Origin of the sequence: Roseburia rectibacter (genome assembly GCF_014287515.2) — a bacterium.
GTDB classification, from domain to species: Bacteria; Bacillota; Clostridia; order Lachnospirales; family Lachnospiraceae; genus Roseburia; species Roseburia rectibacter.
Genome location: NZ_CP092473.1, coordinates 844,136 through 859,208, shown reverse-complemented (window position 1 = coordinate 859,208; position 15,073 = coordinate 844,136). Strand labels below are relative to the sequence as shown.

Here is a 15,073-nt window from a genome sequence, read left to right as displayed (position 1 = left end):
AATAACAATCTTACCGCGCAGAATCAATAGAGAAAATCTATCATTTTCCCCGAAAAAACGAATTGGATTTTTTTAATATTTCGGGGTACATTAATCACAGAAAGAGCACACAGACTTTTTCATTGTTAAAAAAGTAACTATCTAAAACACAATTATCTGCCCGCTCAAAACTGCACGCCTACCGCGCCACGTTTTCTGACATTCTAAAAGCTATGCTGCAGTTTTCACCATCCAACAATCTCAACTACACAATTTATTCATTTAAATGCAAAGGAGATTTTATCATGAAAAGCAAATACCCTCATATTTTTGAACCAATGACCATCCGTCGTATGACCGTAAAAAACAGAATCGTTATGACACCAATGGGAACAAACTATGGTGAGCAGAACGGAGAAATGAGTTTCCTTCATATTAATTACTATGAGCAGCGTGCAAAAGGCGGTACTGGTCTTTTGATCGTGGAAAACGCAAGTGTTGATTCCCCTCAGGGTTCTAACGGTACTACACAGCTTCGTATCGATTTAGACAACTATATCCCGCGTCTTTTCAAATTATGTGAAAACGTACACAAACACGGTGCATGCATCGCTATCCAGTTAAACCATGCAGGTGCTTCTGCAATGTCTTCCCGTATCGGAATGCAGCCGGTTTCTGCTTCTGATGTACCTTCTAAAGCAGGCGGAGAGATTCCTCGTCCATTAGAGAAAGACGAGATCATGCATATTGTAAAAAAATACGGTGAAGCTGCAAAACGTGCACAGATCTGTGGATTCGATGCAGTTGAGATCCATGCAGGACACTCTTACCTGATCAGCCAGTTTCTTTCTCCTACTACCAATAAGAGAACAGACGAATTTGGCGGTTCTCCGGAAAACCGTGCAAGATTTGCCAAACTGGTTATCGAGGAAGTTCGTAAACAGGTCGGACCTTTCTTCCCGATCTTCGTTCGTATCAGTGCTGACGAGATGGTAGAAGGTGGAAATACTTTAGAGGATACCTTAGAGTATTTACAGTACTTTGAAAAAGAAGTCGATGTATTTGACGTTTCCTGTGGTCTGAATGGTTCCATCCAGTACCAGATCGATGCAAACTATTTACCGGACGGATGGCGTTCTTACATGGCAAAAGCTGTAAAAGAAAAATATGGCAAACCATGTATGACCGTTGGTAACATCCGTGATCCGAAAGTTGCTGAGGATATCTTAGCAAAAGGTGATGCTGATTTCATCGGAATGGGTCGTGGACTGATCGCAGATCCGGAATGGGTAAACAAAGTTGAGTTTGGAAAAGAATGTGATATCCGCAAATGTATTTCCTGTAATATCGGATGTGCAGGACATCGTATCGGATTAAATCAGCCGATCCGTTGTACTGTAAACCCGGCAGTCAACTCAGGCGAAGATTACATGAAGCATAAGATCAACAAACCTTGCAACGTCGTAGTCATCGGTGGCGGTACCGCAGGTTTAGAGGCAGCCTGCACTGCAGCCGAAGTCGGATGTACCACTTTCTTAATCGAGAAAAAAGCAGAGCTTGGCGGACTTGCTTCCGTAATCTCCAAGATTCCGGACAAGAAACGTTTAGCTGACTTCCCGAACTATATGATTCACCGTGCAAGCAAACTTCACAACTTATTCATCTTCAAAAATACAAGTGCTACACCAGAATTAGTAAAGAGCTTGAACCCGGATATCATCGTAAATGCAACAGGTTCTGTACCTACATTACCACCGATCACCGGTCTGCATGACCTTGTTGACAAAGATAACAGCAACGTTGCTACTGTATTAAAGATGATCGACCGCATCAATGAATATCCTGAAAAAATGGATGGCAAAAAAGTTGCGATCATCGGTGGTGGTGCCGTAGGTCTTGACGTAATGGAATTCTTTACCGAGCGCGGTTCTGATGTAACCATGGTAGAGATGCTTCCAATGATCGGAAATGGTCTTGATCCGGTTACAAAATGCGATACCAACGCTAAGATGGCAAAATACAATGTAAAACAAATGACAAATACTGCACTGCAGGAAGTTCAGAACGATCGCTTTATCGTTAAAAACCCACAGGGTGAGATCGAGGAAATTCCATTTGATTATGGATTCATCTGCCTTGGTATGAGAGCAAACAACCCGATCTTAGATCAGTTGGAGGAGACTTTCGCTGATACTAACGTAGAGATCGTAAATATCGGTGACAGTAAACGTGCAAGAAGAATCATTGAAGGTACTGAAGAAGGACGTAATATCTTAAATGTACTTGCAAAACATGATTATCTGTAATCCCAGAGAGTATTTTAATTCATAGGATATAATTTCCTATAAAATAGTAATCGTAGGCAAAATACCGCTCATCATAAAAACAGCCTGGAATTTCAAAAATCCCAGACTGTTTTTTTATATATTCTTTCATCCAATATCCAGTTTTGCTCTGAATACATCACAATTTTATATATGCTTTCTTCTTTCCATCCAATATTCTTCAGATTTTAGCTGAAGAATAACTTCTTCACATCATCGACCGGCATATCCTGTCCGGTGTAAAGTTTGAATGCAGCAACCCCCTGCCACAATAGCATTCCTTTTCCACCAACACAGGTGCATCCTGCTTCTTTTGCTTCTCTTAAAAGTTTTGTCTCTTCCGGGTTATATACAGCATCTGCAACAACAAGTCCCGGACGGAATGCAGACAGATCTTTTACAACGCTCTGGTCATCCATCGGCTTCATTCCAACGATCGTAGCATTTGCAAAAATATCACTCGACTGGATCTCCTCTGTCATCTTTGCGGTATCTGCAATATCATATACATTTACCACACACTCCGGCACTGCTTTTTTGATCTTCTCTGCAGTCTGCAGTGTTCTCTCAAAAAATGCATCCTTGATATTGAAAATAGAGATTTCTCTCGCACCATCTAAGGCACACTGTACCTGAATCGCTGTTGCGGCACCACCACCTCCGGCTACCGTGATCTTTTTGCCTTTGATCTCGATACCGTGATCTCTTAAATTATGTACAAAACCTTCGCCGTCTGTGATATGACCGGTCAGTTTTCCGTTATCATTGACGATCGTATTGACCGCACCAATGATCTGTGCTGCCGGTGACAATTCATCCATGTATTTTGCAGCCTCAACCTTATCCGGCATGGTAACATTGCAGCCACGCATATTGAAAGTCTTCATTGCAGCGATTGCATCCTTTACTTTATCTTCCTTTATATCAAAAGCCACATAAGCATAATCTAATCCCAGCTTCTCAAAGCTGTAATTGTACATCGCCGGTGATCCTGAATGACCAACCGGTGAACCGATCAATGCTAAAAGACCTGTGTGGCCTGAAATACGCTTTTCCATGTTTAAAATCCTCCTTGTTTTCCGAAGGAAAATGTGACTGTCTTTACAGGAGCAGAGGATTTTCCTCCTTGTTTTCTTACGCAAAATTATTTTAGTAACATGATATCCTCTTTTTCTGATAATATCAAGTACTTTTTTTATTTAAAGCATTAAAGCACTGAATAAAATGCAATTTGACAGAACCGGATGTATTTCTTAAAATAATTTGTGTACCTTTTTCCCAACAAATGATGGTTTGTGGGTGATATGCGTCGCCCGTCCAAATGGTGTGTCGCAGGTCTGTGAGCGGCATCTTGCGCAAAGCCGAATTAATTTTGGTTCCGTTGTCCGAAAATAAGAAAAGCTAGGTCTGCCTGATTTAGGTTATGGCGGAGTGACGTGACCGGCGTTCAACGAGCCATCCTTGGCTCGTGAAGCCTTGTTCTGCCATCCGTGGCAGAACATCACTGTGTAACTACAGGCAGACCAAGTTTTTCTAATTTTCTCCCAAAGTCACAAAATTAGCTTCGACTTTGCGCAAGATGCCAGCCGTCAGGTTATGAACACCATTTGGGTGGGCGGTTCATCTCGAAACTGGGGGCGTAGGTGCGAATTTTTGATATTCGCTTGAATGAAAATATGCTTAAAATGCTAATGTGCTGTATCATTAATATTCAACCTAATGGCTTCCCAGAATTTTTATATGCTACATTGTATTACATGAATTATTTCGTAAAATGCCAGACAAAATAACACAGAATATTTTTTTCAAATGTGTATGGCAATAAACATAGGCATAACGGGATACATTGAGGTTTTCCAGTATTATCAAACCAATAATAATCTATTAAACATAGTTATTTGGAAATATTTTTTTATCAGATTCAGACACAAAACACTAAAAATTTACACCCGCCAAAGTTGTAAAATGAGTTCCCCGGCGAAGGGATGGTTCACAACTTAGTGGCTGGCAAATCGCATCAAGCCGGGATCCGTTTTGTGACTTTGGTAGAAAATTAGAAAGTCTTTGTATGCCTGTTCACAATACAGTGTTGTGCTGCCACGGACGGCAGCACAAGTCTTAATGTGCCCGGATGGCACATTTAAGACGCACACGTCACTCCGCCACAATATAAATCAGGCATACTAATTTCACTCTGATTATTATCAGAGTGAAATCGCTTTCTTATTTTCGTACAACGGAACAAAACGAGTTCCGGCTTGATGCAATTTGCCACTCACAAAACTGTAAATCCACCCTTCGCCGGGGAACTCACATCACAACCACAAACCAATATTTGCCGGGTAACTCATAGCACCATAAATTTTTCTTAAATGGAGGATAAAAATGAACAGTATCATAAGACCTATGACACCTAAAGACAAAAACAGTGTTCTTGAAATGATGCGTGTATTTTACACATCACCGGCAGTTTTTACAAACGGTTCCGACGACATTTTCCGGAATGATATCGAAAACTGTATCAATGACTGTCCTTATCTGGAAGGATATATTTTTGAAGTATCCGGCGAAATCCAGGGATATGGCATGATCGCCAAAAGTTTTTCCACAGAATTTGGCAGACCATGTATGTGGATTGAGGATATTTATATCAAAGAATCCTGCCGTGGAACCGGTATCGGAAGCAAATTTATTGATTATATCGGGAAAAAATACCCGGATGCCATCCTCAGACTGGAAGTAGAGGAAGAAAATAACAGAGCCATCAAAGTCTATGAAAAAAATGGTTTTTCCTTTTTACCTTATATGGAAATGAAAAAATAATCGTTTCTGACAGACCAATCATGAAAAACACGAAACTTTGAGAAAAAGACAGGATCACGGGCTAACCCATAATCCTGTCTTTTTCATATGTCCATTCCATTCATCTGAACTAAAAATTCATCTAAAACAAATATTCATTTAAACTAAACATTTACCTGAAATTAGCGCTCTCTGCAATATTTTATGCTAACATTTCATCTTTTAATACATTATGATCCCGCAGCACTTTCTCAACCACAGTACCCTTTACAAGACGGATCAGCGGTTTCTTTAATGCATTAAGCGGTCCAGGAAGCTGGATCTCTAATGGGGATTTGCCATCCATGAGTTTGACACTGCTGTCTAAGAGTTCACGGATATCATATACGCTTCCCCATACCTCAGGTACACCACGATCTACGCCAAGCAGTCCGTATACAGCCTCCATTGCAGTTCTGACAGAGTACTCTGTGGTAAATACAGTATCTCTCGGTGTCTCTGCAAACTGTCCTAAGAATGCAAAGTTTACACATCCATCCGGGATAACATCCGGGCGGTCACCTTTGGTTCTTGGCATAAAGAATGCTGTGATGTATGGCATCATAGTCGGTACGCAGACAGCGCTGTGCTCTGCAAGTTCTTCGATCTGATCCGTCGGTACACCCATATGATACAGCCACTCTTCCGTGATCTCTTTACCGGTACACTCTTTCATAGGTTTCTTTACATAATCACCCGGTACATCGGTAAACAATCCGTATACCCATACGCAGACTTTATCTTTATCCTGATCCTTGAACTGTCCCTGTCTGTTGATCGTCCAGCTTAACAGCCAGCTCGAATCCTTGCAGCTTACGATACCACCGGTTACAACTTTGCCACTCTTTGGATCTCTCTTACAGATATTCGTGATATATGGCAGGATCTTATCATCCAGCGTAGTTACCGTTGCAGACTCCCAGTTTGTCTTGGCAACATCGGAACAAAATTTCTCCGGGCGTCCAAACGACGGATCCTGTTTTGCAATGTTTTTCCATAAATTCCAGCAGCCACTGTTGCGGACTTCTGCATCTCCGTTCGGCGCATGGTTCTGATCACCATAAATCGTGCCTTCGGTGCAGCTTCCGTTTGTCACAAATACAAGATCATTTTCTGTCAGGACAATACCGCTCTCAACACCTTTTACCTTACACTCGATCGCTGTAGCTACTTTTTTGTCACCTTTGATATCAAAGATCACGTTGGTAACTTCCGTATTAAACTGGAAATCAACCCCTGCTGCTTCCAGATATTTCTGCATTGGCAGGATCAATGATTCATACTGATTGTATTTGGTAAATTTCAATGCACTGAAATCTGGGAGACCTGCGATATGATGGATGAATCTCTGGAAATAAAGTTTCATCTCCAATGCGCTGTGCCAGTTTTCAAATGCAAACATGGTTCTCCAGTACAGCCAGAAAGTAGAATCAAACACTTCATCATCAAAGACATCCTCGATCGTCTTGTCGTAGAGATCCTCGTCTTTGGTCATGAAAAGTTTCATGATCTCCATACAGCCTTTCTGGCTTAAATTGAATCTTCCATCTGTATGTGCATCCTCGCCACGGTTTTCAGTTGCACGGCACAGAGAATAGTTCGGATCTTCTTTGTTCAGCCAGTAATATTCATCCAGGACAGATACACCAGGCGTCTCAATCGAAGGAATACTGCGGAAGAGATCCCACAGACACTCAAAATGGTTCTCCATCTCACGACCGCCGCGCATTACATATCCTCTGGACGGATCAAAAATACCATCACATGCACCGCCGGCAATATCCATTGCCTCTAAAATATGGATATGATCGCCCGGCATCTGTCCGTCACGGACCAGAAAACATGCTGCTGCTAAAGATGCAAGACCGCTTCCTACGATGTAAGCGTTTTTCTCATCGACACCTTCCGGTTTTTTCGGATGTGCAAATGCCTCGTAGTTACCGTTGGTATAATAAATACCTTTGCTGTTTTTCTCGTATTTTCCACGCTCTGTATTGCGGTATGGTGTTCCACTCTCTGCCTGCTGTTTTTCGGCGATTTTCTTTGCCTTTGCCTGTTTGTGGCTGTTGCTTGCCGCAACTGCTGCCACACCGGCTCCTGCTGCAATCAAAGATGCTAACGCGATGGTTTTATTTTTATTTGACATAATAAGAATCTCCTTTCTAACTGCTTTTATTATCTTCGTTCTGTGGTCATCTTATTACTTCCCGGATAAAAATCCAATATACAAAACAGGCGGAATGACAATATTTTTATCATTCCGCCTGTTTTGATAAATAATCGGCCCTGCATTTACAAATCCGGTACAGCGTACCTAAATTAACCGGACGACGTTGCTGACTGTCATCCGAAACATAAATCACACTTCATCTAAAAAATTTCCAATCGAATTACTGATATTTCCGTGCAGTGTCAGACTCATTTTTTTGACGATCGTGCTGTAGTCTTCCTGCATACCGTCTTTGATCCAGTCTAACATCACACCGACAAAACCATACTTGTAAAAATCTGCAATAAAACGTTTATCTTCCTCCGGGAGACCGGTTCCTTCCGCCTTCTCATTTACCACACCCTCGATCAGTTCAAACGTCAGCTTATAAAGATAACTTTCAATCTGTTCCTTGCTGACCGAACGGTATACATTCATGATAAACGGTTTATTTTCCAGCACTGCCTTAAAAATCTGCTCTAACCCTTCCTGCCAGGAATTGTAGGTTCGTTTTCCCTGCAGCGCCCGCTTTCCGTCCTCCACGCATGCCCATTCAACCAGATCATAGATATCTTTAAAATGGTAATAAAATGCCATACGGCTGATTCCACAGTCCGTGGTCAGATCCTGGATCGTAATTTTATCTAATGGTTTCTGTAAAAGTAATTTTTTTAAGGATGCCTCTAATGCTCTTTTGGTTGTATTACTCATACGGACACTCCTTTTCCTTCGTATTTATAATAAATCACAAGTTGTTTAACTATTTTCCCTCGTTTCATACATCTGAAAATACTTGTCTGAATTTTAGCATACCGCTGCTATTCTGTCATTAAAAAGCCTCTATTTTAATGATATTTGTAATTATTGCAATCGAGTAGGAGGGAAATCTGAGTGATTTCCCGACCTCTCACACCACCGTGCGTACCGTTCGGTACACGGCGGTTCAGTCAACTTAACAAGTAACACACCTTTCGGTGTAGTAATCTAACATTGAGATTAATCCAAAACGGGTTAGTCTTTCTTTTGTAACGGCTACATTCATGGCACCGCCTTGACAGCAGTGTGCGATTCTCGCACCATTATAAGCCGTTGAGTACGCTAGTTTCTTATATACCCCTAGCTTTATTAAGTTCTTCGCGCGATTCTGTGGAGTTTTCCAATGTTTCCATATACACATGCGCAATCGAAATCTTATGCTTTGGTCGAGCGTGGCACATAACACCTTCATACTACCTATTTTAAAGTAGTTAATCCACCCTCTGATAAGCTGATTAAGTTTCTCAACCTTATAGCTGTTACTAACGCCCCAGCTACGACAAGTGAGTTCTTTCATTCGCCTCTTGAACTTTGCTACTGATTTTGCATGTGGTTTTGCCTTAAATTGGTGTGCTCTTGAATCAAAGTAGAATCCGAAACCCAGATATTTCAATCCTCTTGGTCTATCTACTTTGCTCTTGGTCATGTTAACTTTGAGTCCTAGTTTCTCTTCAATAAAACGAGATATGTTTCTCATTACACGATTGGCAGACATTTCGCTTCCGACCATAATAATACAGTCATCCGCGTATCGTACAAAGTTAAGCCCTCTCTTTTCCATTTCCTTATCAAGTTCATTCAGCATGATATTTGCCAGTAATGGTGAAAGATTTCCTCCTTGTGGTGTTCCCACAATAGAATCCTCATACTCATCATCAATCATGATTCCACTGACAAGATATTTCCTAATGATAGAGATAACATCTCCATCTTTTATAGTTCTGCCTATGATGGTCATAAGCTTGTCATGGTTTACTGTGTCAAAGAACTTTTCCAAGTCAATGTCTACAATCCAGTCGTTGCCCTCGTTCATCATATCAAGTGCTGTCAGGATTGCCTGTTGTGCACATCTGTTCGGTCTGAATCCATAACTATGATCATGGAACTGCTCCTCATAGATTGGTGTTAAGACCTGTGCAATAGCTTGTTGTATAAATCTGTCTGTTACTGTTGGCACTCCCAGGTTTCTGAAACCGCCATCGGGTTTTGGTATCTCCACTCTCCGTACTGGCTGAGGTTTATACTTTCTTGTCCTCAGCTGCTCCTTAATGATTTCGCCGTTCTTTGCAAGATGTTCCTTAAGTTCTGTGCACTTCATTCCGTCCACTCCCTCTGCACCTTTGTTTCGTACGACCTGCAGATATGCTCTGTTGAGGTTATCGCTAGATAATATCTGCTCCATTAGACTACTTGTGTCCATGCGTTCTTTCCTTTCCGTCTCGCTTGATTTGACCATCTTTTACCCGATTGGTTACGGCAGATGTTATCTCTTCTGCAATACGAGACATACTCAAACTTATTGATTGTTCGCCCCTTTGCTCCATCTCTATTACAGAGACTTCTTCACTACTATGGGCTCGGCTGACTTCTCACAGTTCGTTGTTACTAGGCTAATGAAACCCCTGTGAGACCTCCACGCTTAAGGTGCACGCTCTTTCCTCTCATCTATCCGCCACATTTACTCGTACTTCCAGCAACTTTAGGACTTCATCTCTTTTGGCAGACTTATCCGTATTTCCGAGCCTTATATGTGATTTCTGTCCGTCGGACCAAGAGTTTGCTTACAGCTTCCTTCAGATTCCACCTCACGATGGACACCCTTGCTGTTCTGCTATACACTTCCTCGTTGCCTAGGCGTGTTCGGGACTTTCACCCATTAGAGCGCGCCCATGGCGCGCAAACCAAAAAATCCACCATTTGGGGAAATGGTGGATTTAAAAAGGGGGAGAATTTATGAAAAAAAGTTTTATCACTCTTTCGTGATACTAATAATATATCCGCAATTTGTGAAATCCCGTTGTACATTTTTTGAATACTCTTTGAAGAATCTGTAACAATTCGTTCACACAACGGCTTTCATGTTTTATCTGCCAAGACGGATCACATTCCAGGTTGCTTTTTTCAATACGCTTGTAACAACACCATCATCCAGTTTACTTCTGTCATTTGCAGCAACCGGATATACATTCTGCTCGTTCAGTGTATTTACTGCTTTCAGGTCATCATTTTCCATCACGATATGCTCTTTGATCCGGTATCCCGCAAAGCTGCGCACATCGGTGGTAAGCTCTACATCCTCTTCCAGGTTACGGTTTACTGCAAAGATCGTAACCTCATCCTTTTCTTCATTATAGACAGCTACAGATTCCACGTCCGTGATCTCGTCATGCTTTGCAGTTGCATGTTTTGAACTTGCGATCACCGGCTGCAATGCAATGCCTCTGCCATATTTAGATGCATGCATGAAAGGATAGAAAATCGTCTGTTTCCATGCTCCGCCTGCCGCATCGGTCATAATCGGTGCGATAACATTGACTAACTGTGCCAGGCATGCCATCTTGACACGGTCTGCATGTTTCATCAGCGTGATCAGCATCAGTCCGACTAACAATGCATCCTCGAAGTTATAAATATCCTCTAACATCGGAGGTGCTACCTGCCATGGATGATTTTCTGTAATATCATCATCTGCGGCATTCGAGTGGAACCATACATTCCATTCATCAAAACTTAAATTCATAACTTTTTTGCTGCGTTTTTTCGCTTTAACATAATCACAGGTTGCAATGACTGTACGGATAAATGTATCCATATCATCGGACTGCGCAAGAAAATCATTGCTGTCATTGTCACGGTTGCCATAATACTGATGCATGGAAATATAGTCCACATAATCATAAGTATGACTGAGTGTAACAGCCTCCCAGTCCGGGAAGGTTGGCATATCCAGATTTGAACTTCCGCAGGATACCAGTTCGATATCCGGATCGATCAGACGCATTGCTTTTGCGGTCTCCTCCGCAAGTCTTCCGTACTCTTCCATTGTCTTGTGTCCGATCTGCCATGGTCCGTCCATCTCATTTCCAAGGCACCAGACTTTGATCTTATGCGGATCTTTCACACCATGTTTGATACGCAGGTCACTGTATTTCGTTCCCGAAGGATGATTGCAGTACTCTAAAAGATTGCAGGCATCTGCAATGCCGCGGGTTCCAAGGTTCACTGCCATCATGACATCAGAATTGACTTTCTTTGCCCATTTGGAAAATTCGTTTAAACCGATTTCATTTTTCTCTAAACTTCTCCATGCAAGTTCCAGACGGTGCGGGCGCTCCTCAACCGGCCCCACAGAATCCTCCCAGAAAAAGTTTGACACAAAGTTGCCGCCCGGATAGCGGATGATCGGAACGTCCAGCTCCTTTACCAGCTCCATCACATCTTTGCGGAATCCATCCTCGTCTGCAGACGGATGTCCCGGCTGATAGATTCCCTCATAAACCGCTCTTCCAAGGTGTTCGATAAAAGAACCGTAAATTCTTTTATCGATCGGAGCGATCTGAAATTCTTTATCCAGTACCATTTTTGCTTTTCTACTCATGTATATTTCCTCCTGTCACTTAAAATCTTACTCTTTTACCGCACCTGCTGTCATACCTTCAATAAAGTATTTCTGGAAGCAGATAAATAAGATAAATATCGGTATGATGGAAAATACAGAACCAACAACTAACAGACTGTAGTTATCACCATACGGATTGATCAGTGTGTTAAGACCAATGGTCAGTGTATATTTGTCGGCAGAACGGATAACCAGCAACGGCCACAAATAGTTGTTCCATGCATTCATACCATTTAAGATCGCCATCGCGGAAAATGCCGGTTTCATGATCGGTACGATCAGCTTAAAGAAAATACCGTACTCTGTCGCACCATCGATACGTCCTGCTTCGATCAACGATTTGGGCAGTCCTAAAAGATACTGCCGGAAGAAAAAGATCGTAGATGCATGTGCCAAAAACGGAAGCACAACCGATACATAACTGTCCATCATGCCCCAGCTTGAAATCTGTTTGTAAAGAGGGAGCATAATAACCTCAAACGGTACAGAGAGGATCAGAAGAACTATAATAAAGAAAAAGTTCTTTCCCTTAAAATCATATGCTGCAAATCCATATGCAACAAATGCACTGATCGCCAATGTCAGGATTACAGTGATCACGGTTAGGATAAGGCTGTTGCCAAACCATGTCCAGTAATCATGTTTGCCTGTAAAAAGTAATTTGTAATTGTCCAGTGTTAAATGCGGGATATCCAGATTCAGATTTAATCCATACTGAAGCAGGAAGTTTCCCGGTTTAAAACTGGCTAATACCAACAGATAGATCGGCAGAACGGTAAGGATCGCAAGGATGGAAAAAAATATGATCATACCGATGGTTGCTGCCCTGTCTTTCTTTTTCTGGCTCATTCCAACAGATTCTGCTGCCATATTATCTCTCCTCCTTCTTAAATGTTCCGGTCAATGCAAGCTGGATGATATTAATGATCATAACAATGATAAGAAGTACTAAACCAACTGCACATGCATATCCCATTGCACGCTTCTCAATACCCTGACGATACAGATAACCAACGATCGTAAGTCCGATATTCTGTGGGGAGTTATTACCTTTCCACAGCATGTAAGACTCAAGGAACATGGAAAGTCCTGCATAAATACTAATTGTTAATACATAGATCGTAGTCGGTTTTACAAGCGGTACTGAAATGCTCTTAAACTGCTGCCACTTTGTCGCTCCGTCGATGGAAGCCGCCTCGTAGAGATCCGTGGAGATATTCTGTAACCCTGCAAGGAAATAGAGGATATTGACACCGGTCCAGCGCCAGCACGCTACTAGGAGAAGTGCAAAGTATCCGGTCCATTCACCTTTCAGCCATTTGATGGAAGAATGTCCAAAGAAATTTAAAATCTGGTTTGCAAGTGCCGTATCCATCTCACCAAACATCAGACGGAAGATTGTACCTACAACGACAACAGATGTCAGTGCCGGGATAAAATAAACAGACTTGAAAAATCCCTTCGCCTTCATCAGTTTACTGTTTAACATACTTGCAAATAACATTGGAAACGGAATTAAAAGTACCAGTGTTCCCACCATGTATTTAAAACTGTTCCAGACTGCTTTTCTGAAATATGTATCAGAGAGTAATCTCTTATAGTTGTTCATTCCAACCCATTTATCTTTCAGGACGTCCTGAAAACTTAACAGTACACCATTTGCGATCGGGAATACCCAAAACAAAATGACTGTCAGAACAAATGGAAGAATAAACACATAAGGTGCTGCTTTTTGCGAATACAAAAACTTCTTCACTTTATTCATGCTGTAATGCCCCCTTTTCCCTCATAACAGGAAACGGGATGCAGGACATCTGCCCCACATCCCTGCCTGTTTAAACCTGTCTCTTATTCTCCAAATTCATTCTGAAGTGCAGACTGTGCCTCGTCTAACGCTTCTTTTACATCCATACCGGACTCGAAGATATTATTCAAAGTCTCTGTACAGAAGATATTGTTGATGGATGGCATCTTCTCATCTGTATAGCAGGTCAGTAATCCAATGCCGTCCTGAACATCTAATAATGCATCAAATGGTTTTGTGTTGAAGTACTGTACATACTGATTATCCGGGTTCTCTGTTACGGATTTGTCTGTCCATACTGCTGTGTTAACCGGGTCAAATCCTAATACGTTCCAAACTTCTACGTTTGCTGTGTCAGAAAGTTTGATGTAAGCGAATACTTCTGCTGCAAGGTCAGCATTCGGACTGGATGCTACAACTGCTGTACCGGTACCACCACCACCGATGGTCTTTACTGCATCGTTGTCACCAAATACAGGAGGTGCTGCGATTGCAACTTTACCGGAAAGGTCTGTCATGTAGCTTAAGTAACGGCTGGTCTGCCAGAATGGCATGATTGCTGCTGCGACATCACCGCTGTTGTATAACGGATATGCTTCCTCGTTGTCAGGCTGTCCACCGGCGATAACGTCCATAGCACCTGCATCCTGCATATCTTTCATGGTCTGTAAACATTCAACCATTGTGTCATTGTTTACTGCAAGGCTTCCATCATCATTTAAGTAATCTCCGCCTTTCTGAGCGAGCATTAAGTTTAATGTCCACTGAGCAGTTGTCTCACATGCTGCAAATGTTTTTCCGGTTGCTTCTTTGTATTTTGCACCTGCTTCTTTGAAGTCATCCCAGGTCTTGATGGTTGTGTAATCAATACCTGCTGCCTCTAATGCTTCCGTGTTGTAGAAAGCAACGGTTGTACCAACGTGTGTCGGGAATCCATAATAGTTACCATCTTTGGAGTAAAGCTGTAATCTGGACTCTACTACATTGTCAAGATACGGTTCTACTGCATCGTTCAATGGTTTTAATCCGATATCACCTGTCATGAATGCAGGGAATTTACCAAGCTCGATATCAACGACATCCGGAGCACCCTCTCCTGACTCTAATGCAAGTGATAATTTGTTGTGCATATCATCATATGCCATGTTGGATAAAACAAGTTTAACCTTCTTATCCGGATTTTCCTCATTCCATTTCTCAGCCATGTTAGTGTAGAAATCCTGATGGTTCTCGATGAATGTCCAGACCTCAAGTGTTGTGACATCATCACCTTCTACATCCATCTCTCTTCTTCCTGCGCCGCTGTCTGCGCTCTCAGTACCGGATGCTGCTTCCCCCGCATCGGCGCTGGTGTTTCCTGCTGTGGAATTACCGCCACATCCAGCGAGCATTCCAACTGTCATTGCTGCACACATTAATGCTGCTAAAACCTTTTTCTTCATACTTTTACCTCCCAAATGGTTTTTCTTTATCAGATCGGA

Annotated in this window: 10 protein-coding genes; 2 read left to right on the top strand and 8 right to left on the bottom strand. The window is 42.0% G+C overall.

All coding sequences use genetic code 11. The features are described 5' to 3' along the window. Positions 1-284 precede the first annotated feature (284 nt). Complete coding sequence (locus H8S51_RS04035; protein ID WP_118210524.1) at positions 285-2,285, top strand: NAD(P)/FAD-dependent oxidoreductase; 2,001 nt, start codon at positions 285-287, stop codon at positions 2,283-2,285. A gap of 206 nt (positions 2,286-2,491) precedes the next feature. Here the strand turns inward: H8S51_RS04035 and aroE are convergent, their stop codons facing one another. Next, positions 2,492-3,361 (bottom strand): shikimate dehydrogenase, encoded by an 870-nt coding sequence (gene aroE, locus H8S51_RS04030; RefSeq protein WP_118210525.1) that lies wholly within the window; start codon positions 3,359-3,361, stop codon positions 2,492-2,494. Positions 3,362-4,688: 1,327 nt separating this feature from the next. Between aroE and H8S51_RS04025 the strand changes: the two genes are divergently transcribed. Beyond that, positions 4,689-5,126 carry a GNAT family N-acetyltransferase gene (locus tag H8S51_RS04025; protein ID WP_117920104.1) on the top strand — a complete coding sequence of 146 codons (438 nt, stop codon included), beginning with the start codon at positions 4,689-4,691 and terminating at the stop codon, positions 5,124-5,126. Positions 5,127-5,307: 181 nt separating this feature from the next. On the opposite strand, the gene H8S51_RS04020 is transcribed toward H8S51_RS04025, so the two are convergent. From H8S51_RS04020 to H8S51_RS03990, 7 genes are all read right to left on the bottom strand, one after another. Further along, positions 5,308-7,290: an oleate hydratase gene (locus H8S51_RS04020; RefSeq protein ID WP_186900544.1), complete on the bottom strand. Its 1,983-nt coding sequence runs from the start codon at positions 7,288-7,290 to the stop codon at positions 5,308-5,310. A 213-nt stretch (positions 7,291-7,503) separates the two neighbouring features. Next, the gene (locus tag H8S51_RS04015) at positions 7,504-8,064 is read right to left on the bottom strand and encodes a TetR-like C-terminal domain-containing protein (protein WP_186900545.1); all 561 of its coding nucleotides are present in this window, start codon (positions 8,062-8,064) and stop codon (positions 7,504-7,506) included. A 241-nt stretch (positions 8,065-8,305) separates the two neighbouring features. Then, positions 8,306-9,589, bottom strand: a complete 1,284-nt coding sequence (gene ltrA, locus H8S51_RS04010) for a group II intron reverse transcriptase/maturase (RefSeq protein ID WP_241070849.1) — start codon at positions 9,587-9,589, stop codon at positions 8,306-8,308. 663 nt (positions 9,590-10,252) lie between these two features. Continuing rightward, positions 10,253-11,767 carry an arabinosylfuranosidase ArfA gene (gene arfA, locus H8S51_RS04005; protein WP_186899364.1) on the bottom strand — a complete coding sequence of 505 codons (1,515 nt, stop codon included), beginning with the start codon at positions 11,765-11,767 and terminating at the stop codon, positions 10,253-10,255. Between the two features lie 27 nt (positions 11,768-11,794). Next, positions 11,795-12,658, bottom strand: coding sequence for a carbohydrate ABC transporter permease (locus tag H8S51_RS04000; protein ID WP_015522226.1), 864 nt, complete (start codon positions 12,656-12,658; stop codon positions 11,795-11,797). A gap of 1 nt (position 12,659) precedes the next feature. After that, entirely contained in the window at positions 12,660-13,553 is an 894-nt protein-coding gene (locus H8S51_RS03995) for a carbohydrate ABC transporter permease (protein ID WP_006856419.1), read from the bottom strand. A gap of 83 nt (positions 13,554-13,636) precedes the next feature. Beyond that, complete coding sequence (locus H8S51_RS03990) at positions 13,637-15,034, bottom strand: ABC transporter substrate-binding protein (protein WP_118413299.1); 1,398 nt, start codon at positions 15,032-15,034, stop codon at positions 13,637-13,639. Between the last annotated feature and the right edge of the window lie 39 nt (positions 15,035-15,073).